Source organism: Roseateles sp. GW821-FHT03B02 (genome assembly GCF_059421025.1).
In genome coordinates this window covers 433470-454348 of sequence record NZ_JBWKUV010000004.1, presented here as the reverse complement: position 1 = coordinate 454348, position 20879 = coordinate 433470, and the positions used below count along the sequence as shown (strand labels likewise).

Genomic DNA, 20879 nt, shown 5'->3' with positions numbered 1-20879 from the left:
CTCAGCGGCTCTGAGGCAAAGCGGGCCTGCAAGGTGGTGGAACACCGAGCAAGCCCTGACCACAACCCACCTAGTAAAGAGGTGAATTATGGCTATTGAGACTGTACCCAACGCCCCGAGTGGCGCCCCTGCGTCGGATGACGCTTTGATTGAAGCCCGCGACCGGACGCTCTACGAAGCAGCGTCCGAAGCTGGCGCACTGGCCAGCATTTTTCGCGCAAGCTTGCCGGCGAAAGGCTCAAGCTCGATGGAGTTCGACATCTCCATCCGCGGCGCGCTTCTGAGGATCGAAGCGCTATGCACGACCGTGTGTCTGCTCCAGGGGGAGCGCTGGCGCGAAAACCTCAATGAGGAGTACCGCGTCGTGTTCGGCAAGCCGCTGGAGGTGTCCCATGGCTGACCTCTCCCAACACCGCGCAACCACCACCATCCACGACGCCATTCGCGTCACCGGCCCCGACGCCATCGTCTTCAACCCTGCAGCTGGTCCAGTCGACCTGCTGGCATACGCGCAGGGACAGATGCAGATCCTGTCGACGATGCTGCTCGCCTTGGAAGACTCTGACGATGCAGAGCTTTCATACGCGATTCGCTCAGTACTGGAGCCTGCAAAGTCGGCAATCGAGCTGGCCGTTGATCTCTTTCCTGCGTATGTCCGCAATGGGGGCGACCATGTCTGAGGCGACCATTGCCGTTCCGCGCAGCTTCCTTGAGCAGTTGCGGCGCGCCCTTGATACGACCATCGATACCAACGTCACCATCAACGGCCTCTGCCGTATTGGTGGCGGTGCCCTCGACGACGACACCCGAACCTGCTTCAACGCCATCGACGCGTGCTTGAAGCTGCAGGAGCGCCTGGTGTGCCCTGCGTCCGACGGGCTCGACAAACTGCTCAGTGAGGCCCGTGATGGCTGACGCGCCCATGCTCCGCCGCCCGATCATGGGCGGCATATTCGGGCGCGGTGAGTTCGAGCTGGCCACGCAGCCGGCAATCGTCAACGGTCTGCACGCGGTCAGGTTCCTCGTGATCCAGCCGCGCGCCGGCAGGGTGCTGGCCATCGCCGAGAGCAAGACGGAGGCGCTGGCCGGCGCCCGGCGCGTCCTGCACGCTACCGGCGCAGCGAACGACGAGGAGCCACGCTGGGTGCAGCCGCGCCTCTGGTCGGACGCCGAGCTATCCATCGTGCCGACTCCGCCCCCGCGGCCCGTCTCCCGGCGTCGACGCGAGGTGTTCGTGCGCTCGGGCGGCTGCTGTCACTACTGCGGCACGCCCCAGCGCATCGACGGCGCCTGGCACGTCGAGCACCAGCTGCCGCGCGCGCTGGGCGGCACAGACGAGGCGCTGAACCTGGTCGCCGCCTGCAGCTCCTGCAACCTGAAGAAGAGCGACAGCACCGCGCTGGAGTTCGTGCTGGCGCGGAGCGCGTGACCCGGTGACGGAACGCCGCGCCGCGCCAATCGACGAAAGGCTGGCGACGCCCATTGAGGCGTCGATCCCGCCTGCGCCCCCCACCTTGCTTGAGCAGGTACGCGACCCGGCGAGCATGGAGCGATGGCAGGCTGAGGTTGACCGCTGGCGCGTCAGGGAGACGCTGCGCGTTCAGCAGGCTCGGCTGGAAAAGCTGCCGCTGCTGCTGAACCAGGTCGGCGTCGTCGACCTCGAAGACCCAGACAGGTGGTTCCGGCTGGCGTGGTCGCTCGCATGCCAGTACGTGCCGGGCTTCAGCGTCGTCGATCCGCCCGCCAAACGCGGGCGCAAGACCGACTGGGACGAGTGGCGCCAGGCCTGCGCGGCTGCTGCCGTGCGCCTGCTGCTGACGCGGCTGAATGCAGGCGGCGCCAAACGCTCTGAGCTGGACGCCTGCCGCCAGTTGGTGAAGCGGGAGCCCTGGCTGGGCATCGAAGCCCGAACGTTGCAGAACCAGGCTGCGCTGGGCCGCAAGGGCGATCTTGGCAGCATGCTCTTTCGGATCGCAGATGCCCGCGGCGATAGGTGGCTGGAGGAGTTCCTGGCCATTCGGTACGGGGCGCAACATGCCGGCCCGGCGGCCATGCCATGAGACCGCCCGCTGCGTTGCTTCCGCCGTCCTGTGGATGATGCGCGTACCGGCGCGCGGCTCCGAGGGCATCATGCTGACGCGGAGGTGAACAGATGACCGAGAAGATCAAGATCGCTCTGCTCGCGCTGGTCGCGCTGATGCTGGGCGTCAACGCCTGGTACCTGCGCGCCATCGAGCGGCAGATGCCTGAAGGCTTGGACTACGAAGGGCGCGAGCAGATCAGGCAGATGAGCATCGACTTGCGCGCGCTGGAGAAGGACGCCACGCTCATCGAGCGCAACACTCGACGCTAGCCTGGCAGGTCACCTGTCCGGCGTGTGCATCCGTTCGCCCAGGTAGTACAGCCCCCACAGCGTGATGACGACCATCTGCGCCAGAAACAGCATCAGAGCAAATGCGGCCAGCGCCCGAAGCGCAGGCAGCGACTCCGTGGGCAGCCGTGCTTGGATCGGATCAACGACTGCAAGTGCCGCCACGGACACCAGCGTGAGGCCAATGCTGAGTGCCGTGAGATACGAAAACATCAAGCACAGGAACCGCCGACGGGTCAGGTCCACGAGCACACGCTGCCCGTTGTACAAGATGTAGGCGCGCGGCGGCGTGCCCGGCATCACATCATCGAGCCCGGTTTTCCCAAACGTCGCGACCGCAGCGAGCGCAGCCAAGTAGAAGCCCGGGAGGCTCTGCACAAAGCCGAGCAACTTGTCCACGAGCCCGCCTGAGTGGAAAACGTTGATGGTCGGCGCAAGCCAAGCCACGAGGCAAAGAAGACCAGCGCTGACAAGCGCAGGAAGCCCCCAGTTCAACGCGAGCAGGTGCCGGCTGTCGTGCTGAACGCTGAGGTACAGCAGGGGGCGAGTGAGGACGGCAGCCATGGCTGATGCTAGGCCAGGGTGCGCATCTTGTCGATCACCGTCAGGCTCACCCTTGTGTACTTGGGGAAGATGTCGGTATCGAACGTGATGATCTCCCGCCGGGTGAACGCCTTCTCCAAGTCGTTGGTTTCCAAGAGCTGGGACTTCTTCGGGCCGCTGGCCGACTCTTTGAAATGAACCCGGGCTTTGTTCGGCGACTCGCGGCTGAACGCCCGCAGGAGCCCCTTGAAGCGATTCATCGATTTTCCGGCGTTGCTGTCCACGACGTCCACGCGGATGGTCTTGCTCGAAATCTGGAACCCATCTGCATCGTCGATGCCATCAGACGCTTCAGTGATCAGCTCGACCGACTCGATGAAGCCTGTACGCAGGATTTGCTCCAGCGACTTGCTCTGATGGCCGGCCGTCTCGAACGTGGTCAAGAGCTTGAGCTTCTGGCCTTCCACTCCGTTTGGATGACTGCGCTCGAAGTGCGCACGGTTCCCTGGAACATCAGCTGACGAGCGCAGCAACCGACTCAGCGTCGAGGCAATAAGGCTAGGACTCACGCCGCTACCTGAAGTCTGAAGCATCAGTGCAGGATCGCTGGGTCGAGCAGCCGGCCGAATCAAAAGATGGCAAGACTTGTCGATGGCCTCGTGCACCGCTTTCCCGGCCATTCGACTTCTGCCGTTCCGAAGGTCTTTGAAGGCGACATCTGATAGCTCTGCGTCGGCACAGCTCATCACGAGATAGTGCTCTTTGCGCAACTCGTCGAAGTGCCAATCCTCGAGCGTGATGTGACGCTGTCCCGAAGAAAACAGCTCGGCAGAGGCCGGGGCGTTCTTGTACGCCTCATATGCGAGCTTCAGCCCGAAACCGGTTTCCATGGGAAGGGGCTTGACCTCCAACCCTTTGAACCGGCAGCGCAACTGCAGGTCGTAGAAATTAACCCCGCGTTCTCTGTTCTTCATTGATGTTCCTCCCGTTTTTTTGATTCTAGGGGTGCAAGCTGATACCGTGGAAGCAACGCAGCTTGCACGCACCTCGGCAGTAGACCGAGCGCGGCTGCAGCGCACCGGTTGCAGTGCGCGCCCAGCGCTTCTGGGTACAAGGGAGGATCGAAATGGCAATCTTGCTGGTGACGTATGACCTGAAGGCGCCCGGGCGGAACTATGCGCCGGTGTTTGATTACCTCAAGCAGTTCACCTACTGCAAAGACCTGGAGTCGGTCTGGCTGCTCGATTCAACGACTAGCCCGGCTGCTGTGAGGGACGCGTTGAAGACGCGCGTTGATGGCAATGACAAGATACTGGTGACCCGCATCACAAGGGAGTGGGCCAGCGTCAACTTCGGTTGCGGCCAATGGCTGAATGACGCAGGTCGCCGATGGTGATGCGCGAAGCCCGCCGCTCCGCCTGCAGCAATTGAAGACGGGGCGCGTAGAGCACAGCGTGGGGTCAGCTTGACGCCGCAGTCATCACGGCTGCAGCAAGGTCGTCGAACCCCTCCAGCAGCTCTTCCCACTCGTCAGGGGGAAAGGCGCGGAGCTTTTCCAGGGTGTCGGCGACGTTGGCCGGGTCGAGGATGCCCGACGCTTCGCCTCGCTGCTGGGGCCGGTCGCTGAGCATCGCCATCGCGGCCAGCTCATAGCGGAACACCTCACGCGCAATGCCGTTCGGGCCCAGGCCATGGAGTTGCTGGAAGGCGGCCAGGGCGGCCTTGCTGCTGGCGAAGCTCTGCTGTGCACTCTCCAGTCGCTGGGCGATGGCGGCGTCGCTGAAGATGCGTTCCGCGCTCGCCGCGGGCGTGCAGCCACGGGCGCGCACGCTGAACGGCATTGCCGCGAGACTTTCAAGTGGCTTCAGCTCGGCGCGCGCTGCATGAACGCCCTGTTCGAGCAACTCGCGCTCTTCATCGATGCCCACGACCAAGGGCGGCCCACCGCGAAGCTGGAGGGCCTCCTCGACTTTGCGCACGCGGCTATTTCTGATGTTCAAGGCCATGGGGATTCCTTCTCAAGTGGTCTTCGATCTCGCGCAACCGGCGCTCGACGGTCACGACTTCGGTTGTCTTGGCGAGCAGTCCCAGCATGTAGAACAGCTTGGTTGCCTTGTCCGTCTCAAGCTTGCCGGCGCGAACCTCGCGGTACACGCGCGCCATCTCGACGCGCACCTGGTCGACCGTCTCGAGCCGGATTCGGCGCTCGCTCGGTGGGGGGGTGGGGTCGTCGACGTCTTCAACATCGACGCGGGTTTCGGACATGTCGGTCATCCAGGAATGAACCAGGCATCGCTGCAAAGCGTCGGCGTCTTGACGCCAGCGCGCTGGGCTTCAGCGACGGTGCGCTGTGCCCAGTACGGCGCCCAGGCGGGCGAGCACGGCGTCGGCATGGCCGGCCCGGTGCGCAGGGGCAACTCGTCCAATTGCTGGTCGAGCTTCGCCATCAGCGCGGCCGCCTGCCGCAAGGCTGTCTCCCGCGTCGTCGGATCTCCGCGCGCGTCATTGGCCAGCGCCATGCACTTCTTCAGCTTGCGCATAGCGCTGCTCTGCGCGGCGTCCATCAGTGCGCCCCCGCGATGCTCTCGAAGCTCGGCGCCCGGTCAGGTGTGTCCGAGCCCGGATCCCACCAGTAGCCCTGGTTCCAGTCCTTCCGAGCCCGCTGGCGCATGCGGCCCAGATAGCCGGGGCTCAGGTTCTCCTGCAAGGCGTTGAGCGCAGCGTGATCGAGAGCCGCCTTCGCGTACCAGAGGTTCACGAGTGGCAGGTGGCCGCGGGCGAAGCGCACCGCCTCAGCGCCGGCATGCGTGTCCTTCCCGGCCAGCGCCTCGTCGGCGTTGCCCTTCGTCAACTCGTAGAGCTGCGCGCCGCTGGAGAAGGTCGGCCCGAGCAGCTCGAACAGACCCTGTTGCGGCGTGCGGTCGTCGGTGCTGTCGCGCAGGATGACGTCGCCCATGAACCCGAGGCCGCCACCCTGCGCGAGGGCGCGAAGCCAGAACTTCGAAGTGGTCATGTCCACGGGGTCCTTGCCGAAGACGACCTGCCGCGACTGGAAGCTGATCGCCCCCATGGCCGTCATCGCCACCAGGAAGGCGCCGAAATAGGCCAGGCGATCCGTGGGCGACTCGCTCTGAAAGCCCAGGGGCGCACCCTCAAGGCCGCCGGGCGTCTCGGCCAGGCGCCGGAAGTGCCGCGTGATCATCGCCACCGGGAAGGTCTTGAACTGGGCCAACAGGCGGGCGCCCTCCCCCGTGATGGTGCCCGGCGAGGTGCCGCGCTGCAGGAATGCGCGCGACGCAATGTCGCCTTCGACGGCGGCCATCTGCTGTTCGTGCGACAGCACGGCCAGATACCGCTGCACGACCTCGGCGGCGCGCGGGCTGCCCGTCGCATAGATCGCCTGCGGCGTGAGGATCGCGCCCCACTTGGTCGGGACCAGCGCGGCCGACCGCATCAGCGCCCAGTCGTCGGCCGTGATGCCACGGCGCGCCAGCAGGATCTCGCGCGTCCACTCGTCCAGCTCGCCCCAGCCCTTCGTCAGCCACTTCGCGACGCCCTGCTGCATCGTCAACGCGAACGAGCGACGCAGGCCGTCCTGCCACCAGTTGTTCAGACTCAGGAACATCGTCTTGTTGGCGATGCGGCCCGACCAGCTGGCGGCCAGGTGGTCACCCGTGAAGCGGTTCAGCGTCCCGATCAGCGTGTCGGCGACCAGGCCCTGGGTGTTCATGAAGTCGATCAGCTCGCGGCGCGCCACCGGCGTCATGCTGCGCGGCAGGTTGGCGAAGGCGTCGAAGTAGCTCAGTTTGTTGAAGTGCGTCGTGCTGAAGTAGGTGGGCAGGTCGGTGAAGCTCGACAGCAGGATGTTCTGCAGCTTGCCGAAGGTCTGCACGTTGCGGACGTGCTGCCAGACCTGCGCCGCGCCGGCGCCGGTGAAGCGGCCGGACACCTTCCCCATCGTCACGGCCTCGATGGCATCACCCACGACCGGCGGCGTGTATTCCCAGTGCGAGACCGGCGCGCCGACCATCGCGGCCCAGTGGTGATCCAGGGACGACCAGGCGACGAGACCAGGCTTCCCGGCCGGCGACTCACGGCTGATCAAGTCGACCTGCAGGCGGTGCATCGCGTTCGCGTTCGGCCCGTAGCGTTCGACCAGCGTGATGTCGCGCGCCATCACCTGCAGGTGCCCCAGCAGGGCGTCGTACATGGACCCGCTGCCAAACTCGCGCATGGCTTCGACGTAGGCGTCACCGCTCTTCCAATGGATGGCCCGGTGCTCGCTGCCGTTGTTCGCGGTCGCGCTGCGCCCCTTGAAGGCGCCCGGCACGCCCTGGTTCGCCCCGTTGCTGGCCAGCGTCTCCGACGCGGCGCGCAGGAAGTCCAGCACCTCCGCGTCGCCCATCCGTGAGCCGTCGGCCCGCACGTACTGGGCACGGTCCACCTTGTCGAGCAGCGCCGTCGCGAAGCGCTCGCGGCCGGCGGCCAGGATCAGCTCGGGATTCCAGGCGTTCGGCATGTAGCCATAGCCCAGGCGCCCGACATCGCCGCCGCCGGAATTGAAGCGGGTACGCATGGCCTCGTTCACCCGCTCGAAGGCCTCGGCCGCCTGCATCGCGAGCTGGTTACCCGTGCCAGCCTTGCCGCGCGAGTGGATCTCGCGGGCGATGTCCAGCGTCATGGCCGGGTTGTCGACGCCGAGTAGCCGCATGCCGGCGGCGCGCCCTAGGCTCGCCCCCTGGGTGGACTCGGCAGCCGACAGCGCCCCCATCAGGTCGGCGGCGTATTCCTTCGTGAGGGCCTGCGTCATGTCGGCCGTCGTCTGGATGTCGTCGGCCCAGGCCGCCGCGCGCCCGAAGCCCATGCGCTGCATCTGGGCCGCGAGACGGGTTGCCGTTTCGTCGGTCTTGATGATCTGCAGCTGCACGAGCTGCACCTTCCGCTCGGCCTGACGCTGCAGTTCGGCCTGGGCCTCCTCTGCCGCGCGCAGCGTGCGCTGGTCGGCGGTATAGCTGCGCCAGTCCTTGTCGGTGCGGGCCAGGCGCGCCGCAGCGCTGTTCATGTCGGCCTCTATGCGAGCAGCCTCGGCATCTGTCATCGGCCGCCGGCCTTGCGCCGCGCGCACCGCGTCCAGCTTCTTCCTGCACACGTCTTTCATGGCTTTTCTCCTTTGCTCGGTTCAACCGCGCCGGCCAGAACTCCGACCGCGCCAACGACCTCGGCCAGCGCGCGCAGGTGCTGCTCGCGGTCATCGCCGGTGCGCCGCGCAACAACCTCGATGGCCAGGTTGAAGACGCGTTCCCAGTGGTCCACATGCAGGGCTTCCAGCTTCAGACTGGCGGCCTGGGCCAGCGCCTGCCCGGCTTGCATCCCGCCGGCTACGACGGCTGCCGCTGCCTGGGCCAAGTCGGACACGAGCGCCATCTCGGCCAGCGCGGCCGGGCTGATGGGTGCAGGTCGGCGTTTCGGCATGCCTGGCCTCATCAAAGGCCCACGATCCGCAGGTCGTATCGCGGCGGCTGAGTGCCCGCGTGCACCAGTCGGAACCTGGCAATCGGTTCGGGCGTCGCGGCGACAGCTGGCGTCTCGCCCTGTTCGTTGGGAACAGCGGCGTCGCGCATGGGCATGAGCACCTTCGCAACGGCCTCCTGGTACTGAGACAGCACAGGCGACGCTGCGACCGTTTCGAACTCCGACCCGGGCCGCGCGCGCACCTCGATGAGCAGTTGCAAAGTGTCGTCTTTGGCCAGAGTTGCGCCTGACGTTGAAAACGGCAGGACGTGCAGCTCTGCGCCAACAAGACGGCCGCGCGGCACGGCGAAGGTCTCGCCTACGAACTCTTCGTAGTCGCGCTTGAAGTGGTGGATGCTGGACATGATTTCTCCGTAGTCGGTTGGGGTTGGGTCAGACGTTGGCCAACAGCGGCTCGTAGGTGTTGAGCAGCAACTGCAACCAGGCGCCGAAGGCGAGGCGCTCGGCCGGCCCCAGCTTCTTGCTCGTCGGGATCTCTTTGGAGCTGCGGCGCAGCTCGCCCACCAGCTGGGTGTAGGCGGCCAACTTGTCGGCCTTCGGTGCCGTGGCGCCGGTGTGGCGTGCAAGCTCGGTGACGACGGGCGCCCAGGCCGTTGAAGCGACACCGGCGGCGGCATCGCCCGGCGTGTCCTGCGTCCAGGCGGGGGTCTGCTGGTAGGCCTTCGAGACCTGGTGGGCGATGTGCGTGGACATGGGTTCTCCTTTGGGTCAGATTTCGATCACCAGGGTGGTGAGCCCCAGCGCTTGGATCGCGGCATTCCGGCCGCGGCGGTACTGCTTGAACTGCGCCTTGGTCAGCCGCTGAGGCTGGTCTGGCGACCACTCGATGACGGCGGCGCGCTGGCCGTTGCCATCGGGCTGCGAGACGGACAGCGTGGCGGTGCGGCTGCCAACGCGCCAGGACTGAACGAGTGCTGGTGCTGATGCGCTCATGACTTGATGACTCCGCGCACCAGCACACACTGCACACCATCTCCCCCCACTCCGTGGGGGGGAGAGGTTGTGTGCAAGGCTTTGTGCGGCTTGGTGCGAGCTTTGTGCAGACTTGGTGCGGGTACTTGGTGCATCACGCAACCTCCTCGGTCTGGAGAACCAGACCCTGCTTCGGGTTCCGGTTCGAGTAGTGGCCGACGACGCCACGGGCGAACACGCCGCGGTTCATCAGCCGGTTCATGGCCCGGGTCAGCTCGGACACGCTGTAGCCGGCCCCCAAGCTCTTGGCGGCCATCTGCTTGGGCAGGAAGTCGGGCGAGTTCTTCGCGTCGGTTGGCGCGATGCCCATTCGCTGCAGCGACTTGTAGCCAGCCAGCAGCAGCTCGTCCGCTCGCTGTTCGTCCAACTGCGACACCAGGCCGCCGACGTGATCCGCTGGCCGATCCGGCACCAGCACGCCGCCGGTCATCGTGAAGCGCACGTAATCGCGGCTGGAGTAGTTCGCCTTGCGCTTGCAGAGAAACCGAACGTCGGCGCCGTCGGCTTCATCCGCTTCGTCGCCCTTCTGGTCTGGCAGCTTCGTGCCCAGGTACCAGCGCATGCGCACAGCGTTCTCCCAAGCAGCTGAGCCCGCGAACTCAGATCCGGCCTGGCGCGCGGTGTGGGCCAGCAGCACCACGGCGAACGGCCTCCCGGTGACCAGGCCGGCCATCGCGTTGATGAATGAGGTGACTTGGCCGCGCACGTTCTCGTCGCCGCCGAACAGATGCGCCACGTTGTCGAGCCAGAGGACGTCGACGCCGAGGTCGTTGACCTGCTGCCGCAACTCTTCGAACAACTGCGTGCGGCGCAGCTCGCCGTGGCTCTGTGCCATCAGCATGCTGTCGACGCCGCGGCGACTCTGGATGACCAGGTTGTCGCCCGGCGCGGCCAATTCGACATCGAGCTGCGCGCTGATGGCTTCCTGTCGGCGCCAAAGCTCGTCGGCATCGTCCTCGCAGGCCCAGATCAAGCTGCGGAAAGGCCGCTCGATCTCGCCGATGAAGCTGCGCCCGAGCGCGCCAGCGGTGGCCGCCTGCTGGGCCAGCAGCGTCTTGCCAACGCCCCCCGCAGCAGCGAAGAGCGACGGCCCGTCGCTGAGCCAGTCCCGGATGATCCATTCCCGCGCCGGTGCCTTCTGGCCAGCCAGCATCTTCAGATCGAGAGTGCGCGGGCGTACTACCGGGCAGAGCTGGCGAAGCTGCTGCAGCCTGTCAGCTTGCCCCCTCAGCTCTTCCAGGACCTGGGCCGGCGGGTCGTTCTTGAAGGCGCGCGAGCTGGCCACGTCGGCGGCGGCGATGATCGAACGCAGCGTGGCGCGCTCGGCCACGATCTCCGCATACCGCACGATGTTCGCGGGGCTCGGCACCGACTGCGCGACCTGGTTGAGATAGGACAGCCCTCCGCACGCTGCCGCCTTGTCGCCCAGCTCATCAAACACCGTGATGACGTCCACCGGCCTGCCGGCGCCGATCAGCGAGGTGATGGCCAGGAAGATGGTGCGATGCGTGTGAGAGTAGAAGTCCGCCGCGCTAAGGCTGTCGCTGATCCGGGCGTATGCGCTGCTGTCGATCAACAGGCCGCCCAGGACGCTGTATTCCGCCTCCTCCGAATGCGGCGCCGTGCGCAGCTGCTCGGGAGCCTCGGTGTGATGTGCCGGGGGATCGACGATCACCGCTTGCCACCCTCGAAGCGGGTCAGCCAGGCATCGAGCTCGGCCAAGCCGTCGAAGCTCCGCGTCAGGGCGCGCCAGCTCACAACGTAGAGGGGCGAGCCGTCGTCGTCCTGCAGCGCGTGCAGCGTGGCGCCCACCAGCGCGGCACGGGCTTTCGCGGTGGCCAGGGCTTTGGAGTCAGCGGCGCTCATCACTGGCTCCTCGGAGCATCCAGCGCGTACAGGGTCGCGGCGTCGTGGACGAACGCGGCGTGCTCCGGGTGATTGGCGTCCCTGTAGCCGGGCTGCGACACCATCAGCTGGCGCAGCGCGACGCGGTCCGCTGCGGAGAACGACTCAGGCGATGCTCCGGCGTTCCAGCGCGCCGACAGCACTGCCTCCGGCGCCACGGGTGCCTTGCCGAGCTGGGCCTGCACGTTGGCCCCAGGGACCACCACGCGGCCGTTGATGTGCATCAGCTCCACCTCGGGAACGTTCGGCACATGGCCGTCGTAGAGCGCCTTCAAGTCGCGCTTGACGGTGGCGTGCCGGACGTCCTTCGGGTCAGCGTAGGCGTCATGCCCACGTAGCAGCCTGGCCAGCGCCATGGCCTCGTCGCGGTTCTTCGCTGCCTTGCTGCCCTGCTCTTCGTAGGCGAGCCAAAGCTCGTGGTCGTTGCGGCCGGTCATGCGGCCTCCGGCAACCCAACCATGCGGCTCTCGATGTAGGTGTCGAGATCGCTCTGGCGGTAGCGCACCGCGCGGCCGTACTTGACGAAGGGAATGTTGAGCTCCCCCGTGCAGCGTGCCGTGTCGAGCGTCTTGGGGGACAGCCGAAGGTAGGCGGCGGCCTCCGGCGGCGTCAGCAGCGGCGAGCGCGGCGCAGGGGATGCGGATGGGTTCATGGTCGCTCCTGGTTGCTAGGGAGCGCCTTTGTCTCGCGGGTAGTTAGCCGGAATCCCGGCTACTTCGCTTGTGCGCTCCCAACGTTGTGGGAGCACCAATGTCTTACCCGGCTTCGCACGGAAAAAGGGGGCAGCGCATTGCTGTGCAGGTTTCGTCTCGAGCGGCGCGCCGAACACAACAGCCTGGGCAGGGCCACCTCACCATCGTGGAGAAAACGCAGCACCGGCGCGCCTACGCTGGCTCACCGATAGGAGATCCCCATGCCAGAGACGTTGGCCGACCTTTGCCGCCCACCCGTGGACGCTGCACTCGATGACCTGCGCGAGCCCGATGGAAGCCAGCCCAATGACGAACTGAAGCGCATGCTTCTGCGTGTCGCGCGAAGGGCCCGAGCGGGCCGCGCCTTCGATGAGCTGCCCGCCGGCCTCGCTGACGATGTGGCGCTGGCCCTACAAAACGACCCTGCAGCAGACGCTTGGGAGCGCCTGGCCGTCGTCATCCTCAACTGTCAGGACACGAGGAAATCGCCCCTCGGGTAGCACGCCGGTAGCATCGGACGAAAAACGGGCACCCAAAGGTGCCCGTAAGTGCTTGATTTCATTGGTGCCGGCTATCGGATTCGAACTGATGACCTACCGCTTACAAGGCGGTTGCTCTACCAACTGAGCTAAGCCGGCGAAAACAGGGCGTGATTCTAGGCGCTCACTTCACGCGCTTCAGCGAAGGCCGCGGGCCGCCGCTGGGCGCATCGGGCGGCGGCGTGTCGTCACCCTCGCCCTCGTTGGCTTCGCTCGCCAGGCGCAAGCCGCTGCGGCGCGGCTCCTGGGGCGCCGGGCTGGGCAGCGGCGCACCCTCGACCAACGGCTCCGGCGCGGGGAAAGCCATGCCCTGGCCGTTCTCGCGAGCGTAGATGGCGACGACATGATCCACCGGCACGATGATCTCGCGCGCGACGCCGCCGAAACGGGCCTTGAACTGGATGTGGTCGTTGCCGAGATCCAGTCCGCTGGTCGCATCGAAGCCGATGTTGAGCACGATCTCGTTATTGGACACGTACTCCATCGGCACCTGCACCGAGCGGTCGACGTGGACCGCGATGTAGGGCGTGAAGCCGTTGTCCGTGCACCAGTCGTGCAGCGCGCGGACCAGGTAGGGGCGGGTGGACGTACCCCCACCTGCGCCGCCGGAAGCAGGGGTCTGGTCCATCAGCGGCGCATGACCTTTTCCGAGGGCGTCAGCGCCTCGATGTAGGCCGGGCGGCTGAAGATGCGCTCGGCGTACTTCAAGAGCGGCAGTGCGTTCTTGGACATGTCGATGCCGTAGTAGTCCAGGCGCCACAGCAGCGGGGCGATGGCCACGTCGAGCATCGAGAAGTCGTCGCCCAGCATGTACTTGTTCTTCAGGAAGATGGGGGCGAGCTGGGTCAGGCGGTCGCGGATCTGCGAGCGGGCCTTTTCCAGCTGCTTGTCCGTCGCCTTGGTGGTCGTGCCGCGGCCTTCGAGGATGTTCACGTGGGCGAACAGCTCCTTTTCGAAGTTCAGCAGGAACAGGCGCACGCGGGCACGGGCAACCGGGTCACCGGGCATCAGCTGCGGATGCGGGAAGCGCTCGTCGATGTACTCGTTGATGATGTGCGATTCGTACAGGATGAGGTCGCGCTCGACGAGGATGGGCACCTCGTTGTACGGATTCATCAGCGCGATGTCTTCGGGCTTCGCGAACAGGTCGACGTCGCGGATTTCGAAGTCCATGCCTTTCTCGAACAGCACGAAACGGCAGCGGTGCGAGTAGGGGTCGGTGGTACCGGAGTAGAGGACCATCATGGCTTGGGCTCCCGAGGGGTCAGTCAATCGAAAACGCGCGACGGTGGGGTCGCGCTGAAAAAGCAAACGCAGTGGGTGGCTACGAGCTCGCCCCACTGCGTGGTTCGGCACCGCTTTTTGAGCGGCACCGGGACTTGCAGGCTTACTTCACGTCTTTCCAGTACGAGGCGTTCAGGCGCCAGGCGAACACGGTCAGGAAGCCGAGGAAGATCAGCACGATGACGCCGAGCTGAAAGCGCTGGCCTTGTGCCGGCTCGCCCATCCACTGCAGGTAAGCAACCAGATCGGCGACGGCCTCGTCGTACTGGCGCTCGGTCAGGGTGCCGGGGGTCAGCTGCTGGTAGCCGGCGAAGACGTGGGTCTTCTTGTCGTGGTCGTGCGGGTCGGCGACTTCCTCGAACTTGGCCGCGCGCTGGCCCTGCAGTTCCCACATCACGTGCGGCATGGCGACGCTCGGGAAGGTCAGGTTGTTCCAACCCGTGGCCTTGGTGTCGTCGCGGTAGAAGTTCCGCATGTAGGTGTAGAGGTAGTCCGCACCCGCCCCCTTGGCGCCGTCGGCGCGGGAGCGGGCGATGACCGACAGGTCGGGCGGGTTGGCGCCGAACCAGGCCTTGGCGTCCTTGGCATCGATGCTGACCTTCATGGTCTCACCGACCTTATCGGCCGCGAACAGCAGGTTGTTCTTGATGTCGGCTTCCGACAGGCCGATGTCGCGCATGCGGTTGTAGCGCATGTAGGCGGCCGAGTGGCAGTTAAGGCAGTAGTTGACGAACAGCTTGGCGCCATGCTGCAGCGCGGCCATGTCCGACATCTTCTCCTTGGGGAACTTGTCCCACTCCATGCCACCGGTATTGGCTTGGGCGGCACCGGCCAGGCTCAACGAGGCCAGCAGGATGGCGATCAGCTTTTTCATTTGTGTTCTGGCTCCGCGGCTCAGTGGGCGTGGAAGGTCACACGGTCGGGCACGGGCTTGGGCGTGCCAAGGCGGCTCCACCACGGCATCAGCAGGAAGAAGCCGAAGTAGAACAGCGTGCCGGCCTGGGCCACCAGGGTGCCCATGTCGCTCGGCGGCTGGATGCCGAGATAGCCCAGCCACAGGAAGAAGACGACGAAGACGGCGTAGACGGCCTTGTGCCAGTCCGGGCGATAGCGGATCGACTTGACCGGGCTGTGGTCCAGCCAGGGCAGGAAGAACAGGATGATGACGGCGCCGCCCATGACGACCACGCCCCAGAACTTCGCGTCGAAGACCTTGAGCAGGAAGATCATCACGGCCGCAGCCACCAGCAGCGCCAGCTTGGCCGGACCGCCGAACTTGCCCTTCAGGAAGCTCACGACTGCGGCGATGCCGATGACGCCGCACAGCACGTTGACCATCACGTCGGTGGTCGCACGCAGCATCGAGTAGAACGGCGTGAAGTACCAGACCGGCGCGATGTGGGCCGGCGTCTTCAACGGGTCGGCCGGGATGAAGTTGTTGTACTCCAGGAAGTAGCCACCCAGCTCCGGCGCGAAGAAGATGATGGCGGTGAAGGCCATCAGGAACAGGCAGACGCCGTAGATGTCGTGCACCGTGTAGAACGGATGGAAGGGCACCCCGTCCACGGGCTTGCCGTTCGCGTCCTTCGGGCCCTTCTTGATTTCGACGCCGTCCGGATTGTTGGAGCCGACGTCGTGCAGGGCCAGCAGGTGGGCCACCACCAGACCCAGCAGCACCAGCGGCACGGCGATGACGTGGAAGCTGAAGAAGCGGTTCAGCGTGGCGTCGCCGACGACGTAGTCGCCGCGGATCATCAGCGCCAGGTCGTTGCCGACGAAGGGCACGGCGGCGAACAGGTTCACGATGACCTGGGCGCCCCAGTAGGACATCTGGCCCCAAGGCAGCAGATAGCCCATGAAGGCTTCGGCCATCAGGCACAGGAAGATCGCGCAGCCGAAGATCCAGACCAGTTCGCGCGGCTTGCGGTAGCTGCCGTAGATCAGGCCGCGGAACATGTGCAGGTAGACGACCACGAAGAAGGCCGAGGCGCCCGTGCTGTGCATGTAGCGGATCAGCCAGCCCCAGGGCACGTCGCGCATGATGTACTCGACCGACGCGAAGGCCAGGCCGGCATCCGGCTTGTAGTGCATCACCAGGAAGATGCCGGTGACGATCTGGATCACCAGCACCAGCAGCGCCAGCGAACCGAAGATGTACCACCAGTTGAAGTTCTTCGGCGCGTAGTACTCCGACATGTGGACCTTGTAGGCGTCGAACGCGGTCGGGAACCGGTTCTCCAGCCAGGTCATGGTCTTCACGCCAACCGAGGCGCCTGCGGGAGCTTCTTTGAATTCAGCCATGTCTCGTCCCGTGTTCCTGTTTAGGCCTTCTTGTCCTCGCCGATCACCAGCTTGGCGTCGGACAGGTACATGTGCGGCGGCACCTCGAGGTTGTCGGGCGCGGGCTTGTTCTTGAAGACCCGGCCGGCCATGTCGAAGGTCGAGCCGTGGCAGGGGCACAGGAAGCCGCCGTTCCAGTCATCCGGCAGCGAAGGCTGGGCGCCGGATGCGAACTTGTCGCTCGGCGAGCAGCCCAGGTGCGAGCAGATGCCGACGACGACGAGGTACTCGGGCTTGATCGAGCGACCTTCGTTCTTGGCGTAGTCGGGGATGGGGAATGCCTTCCGATCGGAATTCGGGTCGGCCAGCTGGCCGTCGTTCTTCTTCAGGGCCTCGATCTGCTCCGGCGTGCGGCGCACGATCCAGACGGGCTTGCCGCGCCATTCGACGGTCAGCTTCTCGCCGGGCTTGATGCCGGAGATATCGACCTCGACGGGGGCGCCGGCGGCCTTGGCGCGCTCGCTGGGCGCAAATGTGCTGACAAAGGGCACGGCGGTCGCGACGCCGCCCACGGCGCCGGCGCAACCGGTTGCGATCAACCAGGTGCGTTTGCCTTGGTCCACTTGCTGGTCACTCATGAGGGTCCTCTAAAGAGACTTCTGATCAGGGGCAACTCAGGATTCTAACGGACGCTTACCCGGCGCCCGGCCCAGGCCGCGCCACCCGACCACAGGTTTACCCGCCTTCTAGGCCCCGTGAGTTGGCGCCAACATGGGCCCGAGTCATCCGAAGACATCCCCAACCAGGAGTGCGCATGAGTTTCTTTTCCGAGTTCAAGGAATTTGCCGTCAAGGGCAATGTGGTCGACCTCGCGGTCGGTGTGATCATTGGCGGCGCCTTCGGCAAGATCGTTGACTCGCTGGTGGGCGACGTCATCATGCCGGTGGTCAGCAAGATCTTCGGCGGGCTGGACTTCAGCAACTACTTCATCCCGCTGGCCGGCCAGACGGCCGCGACGCTGGCCGAGGCCAAGAAGGAAGGCGCCGTGCTGGCCTACGGCAGCTTCATCACAGTTTCGCTGAACTTCATCATCCTGGCATTCGTCATCTTTCTGATGATCAAGCAGATCAATCGCCTCAAGCGCGAGCCCGAAGCCGCGCCGGCCCCCGCCGAGCCGGCGCCGACGCCGGAAGACATTCAGCTGCTGCGCGAGATTCGCGACTCCCTGAAGCGCTAAGCTCTCGTTCTGCCCCCAACCGCCCGGTAAGGAATGGTTACCGGGCTTTTTTTTGCCACCAATTTGGCAGCCTGCTGAAAACCCGAGCTTGTTGCACGCGCGATACTTTCGAAGCCTCCAGTGCCAATTTGTTGATGAACGCGCCTGAGATCCGCCTGAATCCGCACCTTGAAGCCTCCCTGACCCGCATTCGCCTTGCGGGCGAGCAGGCTGCGGAGCGCTGCGCGGAAGGCCTGGGCCTGTCGTCCCTGTCGGCAGGCCAGGTCAAACGCCGCGACGCGCTGCAGGCGGCCCAGTTCGTTTTCCGCCAGCAGCAGGCGGTGTTCTCCCAGCGTTTCGTGCAGAGCCTGCGCCGCCAGGTCGCTGCCGAACAGTCCGAGACTCGGCCCATGGCGGCGCCTGCGGCCAAGAAGGACTGGGGCGAGCTCTCGCTGATGGATGACGACCAGGTGAACAACCTCGTCGCCGCCGACCGCATCGGCCTGGCCATCGGCCACCACTGCGAGTGGGAGCTGCGCGAGGTCGAGTCCTACGTCGCCAGCATCCAAGTCGGCGAGCGCAACCCGCTGCGGCCCGAACTCGTCGCCCAAGGTCTGCTCGACGCCGTCCAGTCCATCACCGACGACCCGCAGACGCGCCAGACCCTGACCGACGAGCTGACCCGTGCGCTCGCGCAGGAGATGCGCGCCTGCTATGCCGACATCGCCGAGTTGCTGCGCTCGCGCGGCCTGCGCCCGCAGGACCTGCGCGTGCGGGCCACGCCGGAGGGCGGCATGTCGCGCCACGGCGGCCTGGGCGCTGCTACCCAGCCGGGAGACCTCGATTCCGGCCACGGCAGCATGTCGACGCGCGGCGGCTATGGCGGCTCGGGCCACGGCGGCCTCGGCCAGGGCGGCGCGCGCGGCAGCGGCTTCGGCAGCACCGGCTTCGGCGGCCGCGGCGGTGGCATCGGCCGCGTCGACCCGCAGATGATGGACCTTCTGCGCCGCCTCGCGCAGTCGCCCGGCGCCCATGATGGCAGTTACGACAGCGGCAACTCCGGCCGCATGGGCCTGGACACCCTCAGCGGCGAGCCCAGTGCCTGGGGCCAGTTGCCCCTGCCGACCAACCTGATCCACCAGCACCGCGACGAGCTGCGCCAGCTCGCCAACGGCCGGCTGGACCACATGGTCATCGACGTCGTCGCCGGCCTGTTCGACCAGATCCTCTCCGACCCCAAGGTGCCGCCGCAGATGGCGCGCCTGCTCGCGCGCCTGCAACTGCCGGTGCTGCGCGTCGCCCTTGGCGACGAGACCTTCTTCTCTTCGCGCCGCCATCCCGTGCGCCAGTTCGTCAACCGCATGGCATCGCTTGCCTGCGCCTTCGACGACTTCGGCGAAGACCCCGGCCGCTCCTTCCTCGCGCATGTGCGCGATCTCGTGCAGGACGTGGCCCAGGGCGACTTCGATCGCATGGACGTCTACACGGCCAAGCTGGACGAACTCGAAACCTTCATCGCCGAGCAGACCCGCAACACGCTGAAGGCCGCCGGCGATGCCGCCGCCGTCGTCGAGCGCCGCGAGACCGACCTGCGCCTGCAGCAGCGTTATGCGCTGCAGCTGCAGCAGCAACTCGCCCGGGTGCCGATGCAGGATTTCCTGCGCAACTTCCTCGCCCAGGTCTGGAGCCAGGCCATCGTGCTGGCCTCGCGCGAGGGCGCGCCGGAACGGGCATTGCGCCTGCGCCAGCTCGGCCGCAGCCTCGTCATGAGCGTGCAGCCCAAGGGCGGCACCGCGGCGCGCTCCGACTTCCTGCGCGAGCTGCCCAACCTGATGCGCACCCTCAACGAGGGGCTGGACCTGATCCGCTGGCCGGACGCGCCGCGCAAGGACTTCTTCGGTGCCCTGCTGCCCGCGCATGCCGAATCGCTGAAGGGCCAAGCCCCCAGCGCGCTGGACACCAACCTGCTCGTCAAGCAGCTCGACCAGATCTTCGGCGTCGCCCCGCCCGTGGAGGCCGACCTCACCAAGCCCGTGGCCGGCGAGACCGCGCCCGGCGAGCTCGATGCCAGCCAGCGCCTGACGCCGGCCGAAGCCAAGAGCCTGGGCCTGGTGGAAGATTCGGGCGTCGACTGGAGCGGCGAGCTGGACCTGGACCTGTCCGGCAATGACGCCGCCGCGGCCGCCGCACCGCTGCAGGCCGTGGACATCTCCATCGACGGCCTGCCCGCCGCCGAGAGCGCCGCCGAGCCGGCCAGCGGCGCGCTGCTGATGGACAACCTGCAGCTGGGCTTCGCCTACCAGATGCACACGGGCGATCACTGGCAGAAGGTGCGCCTGGCCCACGTCAGCGCGGGCCGCAGCTTCTTCATCTTCACGCACGGCAGCCGCCACCAGGAAACGGTGACGATGACGGCCCGCATGCTCAAGAAGCTCTGCGAAGCCGGCCGCATGCGCGCCTACGAACAAGCCCTGCTGCTGGAGCGCGCGACCGCCCGCACGCGGGCCCAGCTCGCCGCGCTGGGCGGTCGCTAGGCTGCGGCCAGCCGCCGGGCCATCGTCAGCGCTGCGCCCAGGCTGGACGGGTCGGCCACACCCCGGCCCGCAATGTCGAAGGCCGTGCCGTGATCGGGGCTGGTGCGCACGAAAGGCAGGCCCAGCGTCACGTTGACGCCCTGCTCCACACCGAGGTACTTGACCGGGATCAGCCCGTGGTCGTGCGTCATCGCGACGACCACATCGAACTCGCCGCGGCGGGCGCGCATGAAGATGGTGTCCGGCGCGAAAGGCCCGCTCGCGTCCATGCCTGCTGCCCGCGCGTCCGCGATGGCCGGTGCGATGTGCAGGATCTCCTCGTCGCCAAACAGACCACCCTCCCCGGCGTGTGGGTTCAGCCCGGCCACGGCGATGCGCGGCACGGCAAAGCCCATGCGACGCAGCGCGGCGTCGGTGATGCGCAGCGTCTCCAGCACGGCCGCGCGCGTGACGAGATCGATGGCCTCGCGCAGCGAGCAGTGGATGGTGACGAGCACCGTTCGCAACTCCTCGTTGGCCAGCATCATGCGCACCGGCACGCCACCGGCCAGCGCCTGCAGCATCTCCGTATGCCCCGGGTAGGGCGAGCCGGCGGCGTGCAGGGCCTCCTTGTGGATGGGCGCCGTGACCAGGCCCCGCGCACAGCCGGACTGGATGAGCCCGACGGCGGCTTCGATGCAGCGCGCCGCCGCCGCGCCCGCGCGGGCATCCACCCGGCCCATCGGAGCCTCCATCAGATCCTGCGGCAAACCGGCAGGCTGCCAGACCGGCAGGCAACGCGGCGGCACACGGGCCAGCTCCTGGGGCCCGTCGAGCCCCGCCACCGCCAGCCCGCCGCCCACCATCGCCACGGCGCGCCGCATGACGGCCAAGTCGCCGACGACGACGGCATCCCGCGGCGCCTCCTGCCGCCACAGTCTGGCGATGATTTCCGGGCCGATGCCGCAGGCATCGCCCATGCTGATGAGGAGTGGGGCGCCTAGGGAGTTATCCGGGGTCATGCCCCATTCT

The 20879-nt window shown here is 66.5% G+C and carries 30 protein-coding genes and 1 tRNA gene; 10 read left to right on the top strand and 21 right to left on the bottom strand.

What is annotated here, in order from left to right:
* Positions 1–145 precede the first annotated feature (145 nt).
* From AC07VX_RS14480 to AC07VX_RS14455, 6 genes are all read left to right on the top strand, one after another.
* Complete coding sequence (locus AC07VX_RS14480; protein ID WP_493165425.1) at positions 146–400, top strand: hypothetical protein; 255 nt, start codon at positions 146–148, stop codon at positions 398–400.
* On the top strand, positions 393–680 hold the full coding sequence (locus tag AC07VX_RS14475) for a hypothetical protein (protein WP_493165424.1): 288 nt from the start codon (positions 393–395) through the stop codon (positions 678–680). The genes AC07VX_RS14480 and AC07VX_RS14475 overlap by 8 nt, the downstream gene beginning before the upstream one ends.
* Positions 673–915 carry a hypothetical protein gene (locus tag AC07VX_RS14470; protein ID WP_493165423.1) on the top strand — a complete coding sequence of 81 codons (243 nt, stop codon included), beginning with the start codon at positions 673–675 and terminating at the stop codon, positions 913–915. Before AC07VX_RS14475 ends, AC07VX_RS14470 begins: the two co-directional genes overlap by 8 nt.
* Before the next feature lie 7 nt (positions 916–922).
* A complete protein-coding gene (locus AC07VX_RS14465; protein ID WP_493165422.1) occupies positions 923–1429 on the top strand; it encodes an HNH endonuclease in 507 nt (168 codons plus the stop codon).
* Positions 1430–1433: 4 nt separating this feature from the next.
* A complete protein-coding gene (locus tag AC07VX_RS14460; protein ID WP_493165421.1) occupies positions 1434–2060 on the top strand; it encodes a hypothetical protein in 627 nt (208 codons plus the stop codon).
* Between the two features lie 92 nt (positions 2061–2152).
* A complete protein-coding gene (locus AC07VX_RS14455; RefSeq protein ID WP_493165420.1) occupies positions 2153–2353 on the top strand; it encodes a hypothetical protein in 201 nt (66 codons plus the stop codon).
* Between the two features lie 9 nt (positions 2354–2362).
* Here the strand turns inward: AC07VX_RS14455 and AC07VX_RS14450 are convergent, their stop codons facing one another.
* Positions 2363–2935, bottom strand: coding sequence for a hypothetical protein (locus tag AC07VX_RS14450; protein WP_493165419.1), 573 nt, complete (start codon positions 2933–2935; stop codon positions 2363–2365).
* Between the two features lie 8 nt (positions 2936–2943).
* Positions 2944–3888: a hypothetical protein gene (locus AC07VX_RS14445; RefSeq protein ID WP_493165418.1), complete on the bottom strand. Its 945-nt coding sequence runs from the start codon at positions 3886–3888 to the stop codon at positions 2944–2946.
* A 152-nt stretch (positions 3889–4040) separates the two neighbouring features.
* Here AC07VX_RS14445 and AC07VX_RS14440 point away from each other — a divergent pair, with 152 nt between their 5' ends.
* The gene (locus tag AC07VX_RS14440) at positions 4041–4310 is read left to right on the top strand and encodes a hypothetical protein (protein ID WP_493165417.1); all 270 of its coding nucleotides are present in this window, start codon (positions 4041–4043) and stop codon (positions 4308–4310) included.
* Between the two features lie 64 nt (positions 4311–4374).
* Here the strand turns inward: AC07VX_RS14440 and AC07VX_RS14435 are convergent, their stop codons facing one another.
* The 12 genes from AC07VX_RS14435 to AC07VX_RS14380 form a co-directional block, all read right to left on the bottom strand.
* The gene (locus AC07VX_RS14435; RefSeq protein ID WP_493165416.1) at positions 4375–4920 is read right to left on the bottom strand and encodes a hypothetical protein; all 546 of its coding nucleotides are present in this window, start codon (positions 4918–4920) and stop codon (positions 4375–4377) included.
* Positions 4898–5179, bottom strand: coding sequence for a hypothetical protein (locus AC07VX_RS14430; RefSeq protein ID WP_493183896.1), 282 nt, complete (start codon positions 5177–5179; stop codon positions 4898–4900). The genes AC07VX_RS14435 and AC07VX_RS14430 overlap by 23 nt, the downstream gene beginning before the upstream one ends.
* A 5-nt stretch (positions 5180–5184) precedes the next feature.
* Entirely contained in the window at positions 5185–5454 is a 270-nt protein-coding gene (locus AC07VX_RS14425) for a hypothetical protein (RefSeq protein ID WP_493165414.1), read from the bottom strand.
* A gap of 23 nt (positions 5455–5477) precedes the next feature.
* Positions 5478–8072, bottom strand: a complete 2595-nt coding sequence (locus tag AC07VX_RS14420; protein ID WP_493165413.1) for a hypothetical protein — start codon at positions 8070–8072, stop codon at positions 5478–5480.
* Complete coding sequence (locus tag AC07VX_RS14415; protein WP_493165412.1) at positions 8069–8386, bottom strand: hypothetical protein; 318 nt, start codon at positions 8384–8386, stop codon at positions 8069–8071. Before AC07VX_RS14415 ends, AC07VX_RS14420 begins: the two co-directional genes overlap by 4 nt.
* Positions 8387–8397: 11 nt before the next feature.
* The gene (locus AC07VX_RS14410; RefSeq protein ID WP_493165411.1) at positions 8398–8790 is read right to left on the bottom strand and encodes a hypothetical protein; all 393 of its coding nucleotides are present in this window, start codon (positions 8788–8790) and stop codon (positions 8398–8400) included.
* 28 nt (positions 8791–8818) lie between these two features.
* The gene (locus AC07VX_RS14405; RefSeq protein WP_493165410.1) at positions 8819–9139 is read right to left on the bottom strand and encodes a hypothetical protein; all 321 of its coding nucleotides are present in this window, start codon (positions 9137–9139) and stop codon (positions 8819–8821) included.
* 15 nt (positions 9140–9154) lie between these two features.
* The gene (locus AC07VX_RS14400) at positions 9155–9379 is read right to left on the bottom strand and encodes a hypothetical protein (RefSeq protein WP_493165409.1); all 225 of its coding nucleotides are present in this window, start codon (positions 9377–9379) and stop codon (positions 9155–9157) included.
* Positions 9380–9512: 133 nt separating this feature from the next.
* Positions 9513–11093, bottom strand: coding sequence for an AAA family ATPase (locus AC07VX_RS14395; protein ID WP_493165408.1), 1581 nt, complete (start codon positions 11091–11093; stop codon positions 9513–9515).
* Entirely contained in the window at positions 11090–11284 is a 195-nt protein-coding gene (locus AC07VX_RS14390; RefSeq protein WP_493165407.1) for a hypothetical protein, read from the bottom strand. The genes AC07VX_RS14395 and AC07VX_RS14390 overlap by 4 nt, the downstream gene beginning before the upstream one ends.
* Positions 11284–11760, bottom strand: coding sequence for a hypothetical protein (locus AC07VX_RS14385; protein ID WP_493165406.1), 477 nt, complete (start codon positions 11758–11760; stop codon positions 11284–11286). Before AC07VX_RS14385 ends, AC07VX_RS14390 begins: the two co-directional genes overlap by 1 nt.
* Positions 11757–11975 (bottom strand): helix-turn-helix domain-containing protein, encoded by a 219-nt coding sequence (locus tag AC07VX_RS14380; protein ID WP_493165405.1) that lies wholly within the window; start codon positions 11973–11975, stop codon positions 11757–11759. The genes AC07VX_RS14385 and AC07VX_RS14380 overlap by 4 nt, the downstream gene beginning before the upstream one ends.
* A 261-nt stretch (positions 11976–12236) precedes the next feature.
* Between AC07VX_RS14380 and AC07VX_RS14375 the strand changes: the two genes are divergently transcribed.
* The gene (locus tag AC07VX_RS14375; protein WP_493165404.1) at positions 12237–12515 is read left to right on the top strand and encodes a hypothetical protein; all 279 of its coding nucleotides are present in this window, start codon (positions 12237–12239) and stop codon (positions 12513–12515) included.
* A 62-nt stretch (positions 12516–12577) separates the two neighbouring features.
* Here the strand turns inward: AC07VX_RS14375 and AC07VX_RS14370 are convergent.
* The 6 genes from AC07VX_RS14370 to petA form a co-directional block, all read right to left on the bottom strand.
* Positions 12578–12653 (bottom strand) — tRNA-Thr (locus AC07VX_RS14370).
* 25 nt (positions 12654–12678) lie between these two features.
* Positions 12679–13182 (bottom strand): ClpXP protease specificity-enhancing factor, encoded by a 504-nt coding sequence (locus AC07VX_RS14365; protein ID WP_493165403.1) that lies wholly within the window; start codon positions 13180–13182, stop codon positions 12679–12681.
* On the bottom strand, positions 13182–13799 hold the full coding sequence (locus AC07VX_RS14360) for a glutathione S-transferase N-terminal domain-containing protein (protein WP_056192820.1): 618 nt from the start codon (positions 13797–13799) through the stop codon (positions 13182–13184). Before AC07VX_RS14360 ends, AC07VX_RS14365 begins: the two co-directional genes overlap by 1 nt.
* Before the next feature lie 142 nt (positions 13800–13941).
* On the bottom strand, positions 13942–14712 hold the full coding sequence (locus AC07VX_RS14355; RefSeq protein ID WP_493165402.1) for a cytochrome c1: 771 nt from the start codon (positions 14710–14712) through the stop codon (positions 13942–13944).
* Between the two features lie 20 nt (positions 14713–14732).
* Complete coding sequence (locus AC07VX_RS14350) at positions 14733–16139, bottom strand: cytochrome b (protein WP_493165401.1); 1407 nt, start codon at positions 16137–16139, stop codon at positions 14733–14735.
* Between the two features lie 20 nt (positions 16140–16159).
* Complete coding sequence (petA, locus tag AC07VX_RS14345) at positions 16160–16756, bottom strand: ubiquinol-cytochrome c reductase iron-sulfur subunit (RefSeq protein WP_493165400.1); 597 nt, start codon at positions 16754–16756, stop codon at positions 16160–16162.
* 176 nt (positions 16757–16932) lie between these two features.
* On the opposite strand from petA, the gene mscL reads away from it, so the two are divergent.
* Together mscL and AC07VX_RS14335 are read left to right on the top strand one after the other, a co-directional pair.
* Positions 16933–17355: a large conductance mechanosensitive channel protein MscL gene (mscL, locus tag AC07VX_RS14340; protein WP_493165399.1), complete on the top strand. Its 423-nt coding sequence runs from the start codon at positions 16933–16935 to the stop codon at positions 17353–17355.
* A 134-nt stretch (positions 17356–17489) separates the two neighbouring features.
* Complete coding sequence (locus AC07VX_RS14335) at positions 17490–19868, top strand: DUF1631 family protein (RefSeq protein ID WP_493165398.1); 2379 nt, start codon at positions 17490–17492, stop codon at positions 19866–19868.
* On the opposite strand, the gene pdxA is transcribed toward AC07VX_RS14335, so the two are convergent.
* On the bottom strand, positions 19865–20827 hold the full coding sequence (pdxA, locus tag AC07VX_RS14330) for a 4-hydroxythreonine-4-phosphate dehydrogenase PdxA (protein WP_493165397.1): 963 nt from the start codon (positions 20825–20827) through the stop codon (positions 19865–19867). The genes AC07VX_RS14335 and pdxA overlap by 4 nt on opposite strands.
* Between the last annotated feature and the right edge of the window lie 52 nt (positions 20828–20879).

Excerpts from the sequence above, each read along its gene's own strand:
- AC07VX_RS14450 (WP_493165419.1), bottom strand. The coding sequence starts at position 2,935 with ATGGCTGCCGTCCTCACTCGCCCCCTGCTGTACCTCAGCGTTCAGCAC.
- AC07VX_RS14350 (WP_493165401.1), bottom strand. The coding sequence starts at position 16,139 with ATGGCTGAATTCAAAGAAGCTCCCGCAGGCGCCTCGGTTGGCGTGAAG.
- AC07VX_RS14410 (WP_493165411.1), bottom strand. The coding sequence starts at position 8,790 with ATGTCCAGCATCCACCACTTCAAGCGCGACTACGAAGAGTTCGTAGGC.
- AC07VX_RS14470 (WP_493165423.1), top strand. The coding sequence starts at position 673 with ATGTCTGAGGCGACCATTGCCGTTCCGCGCAGCTTCCTTGAGCAGTTG.
- AC07VX_RS14365 (WP_493165403.1), bottom strand. The coding sequence starts at position 13,182 with ATGGACCAGACCCCTGCTTCCGGCGGCGCAGGTGGGGGTACGTCCACC.
- AC07VX_RS14440 (WP_493165417.1), top strand. The coding sequence starts at position 4,041 with ATGGCAATCTTGCTGGTGACGTATGACCTGAAGGCGCCCGGGCGGAAC.
- mscL (WP_493165399.1), top strand. The coding sequence starts at position 16,933 with ATGAGTTTCTTTTCCGAGTTCAAGGAATTTGCCGTCAAGGGCAATGTG.
- AC07VX_RS14455 (WP_493165420.1), top strand. The coding sequence starts at position 2,153 with ATGACCGAGAAGATCAAGATCGCTCTGCTCGCGCTGGTCGCGCTGATG.
- AC07VX_RS14355 (WP_493165402.1), bottom strand. The coding sequence starts at position 14,712 with ATGAAAAAGCTGATCGCCATCCTGCTGGCCTCGTTGAGCCTGGCCGGT.
- AC07VX_RS14385 (WP_493165406.1), bottom strand. The coding sequence starts at position 11,760 with ATGACCGGCCGCAACGACCACGAGCTTTGGCTCGCCTACGAAGAGCAG.
- AC07VX_RS14400 (WP_493165409.1), bottom strand. The coding sequence starts at position 9,379 with ATGAGCGCATCAGCACCAGCACTCGTTCAGTCCTGGCGCGTTGGCAGC.
- AC07VX_RS14390 (WP_493165407.1), bottom strand. The coding sequence starts at position 11,284 with ATGAGCGCCGCTGACTCCAAAGCCCTGGCCACCGCGAAAGCCCGTGCC.
- AC07VX_RS14360 (WP_056192820.1), bottom strand. The coding sequence starts at position 13,799 with ATGATGGTCCTCTACTCCGGTACCACCGACCCCTACTCGCACCGCTGC.
- pdxA (WP_493165397.1), bottom strand. The coding sequence starts at position 20,827 with ATGGGCGATGCCTGCGGCATCGGCCCGGAAATCATCGCCAGACTGTGG.
- AC07VX_RS14380 (WP_493165405.1), bottom strand. The coding sequence starts at position 11,975 with ATGAACCCATCCGCATCCCCTGCGCCGCGCTCGCCGCTGCTGACGCCG.
- AC07VX_RS14475 (WP_493165424.1), top strand. The coding sequence starts at position 393 with ATGGCTGACCTCTCCCAACACCGCGCAACCACCACCATCCACGACGCC.
- AC07VX_RS14415 (WP_493165412.1), bottom strand. The coding sequence starts at position 8,386 with ATGCCGAAACGCCGACCTGCACCCATCAGCCCGGCCGCGCTGGCCGAG.
- AC07VX_RS14375 (WP_493165404.1), top strand. The coding sequence starts at position 12,237 with ATGCCAGAGACGTTGGCCGACCTTTGCCGCCCACCCGTGGACGCTGCA.
- AC07VX_RS14425 (WP_493165414.1), bottom strand. The coding sequence starts at position 5,454 with ATGCGCAAGCTGAAGAAGTGCATGGCGCTGGCCAATGACGCGCGCGGA.
- AC07VX_RS14335 (WP_493165398.1), top strand. The coding sequence starts at position 17,490 with ATGAACGCGCCTGAGATCCGCCTGAATCCGCACCTTGAAGCCTCCCTG.
- petA (WP_493165400.1), bottom strand. The coding sequence starts at position 16,756 with ATGAGTGACCAGCAAGTGGACCAAGGCAAACGCACCTGGTTGATCGCA.
- AC07VX_RS14430 (WP_493183896.1), bottom strand. The coding sequence starts at position 5,179 with ATGTCCGAAACCCGCGTCGATGTTGAAGACGTCGACGACCCCACCCCC.
- AC07VX_RS14445 (WP_493165418.1), bottom strand. The coding sequence starts at position 3,888 with ATGAAGAACAGAGAACGCGGGGTTAATTTCTACGACCTGCAGTTGCGC.
- AC07VX_RS14465 (WP_493165422.1), top strand. The coding sequence starts at position 923 with ATGCTCCGCCGCCCGATCATGGGCGGCATATTCGGGCGCGGTGAGTTC.
- AC07VX_RS14420 (WP_493165413.1), bottom strand. The coding sequence starts at position 8,072 with ATGAAAGACGTGTGCAGGAAGAAGCTGGACGCGGTGCGCGCGGCGCAA.
- AC07VX_RS14435 (WP_493165416.1), bottom strand. The coding sequence starts at position 4,920 with ATGGCCTTGAACATCAGAAATAGCCGCGTGCGCAAAGTCGAGGAGGCC.
- AC07VX_RS14405 (WP_493165410.1), bottom strand. The coding sequence starts at position 9,139 with ATGTCCACGCACATCGCCCACCAGGTCTCGAAGGCCTACCAGCAGACC.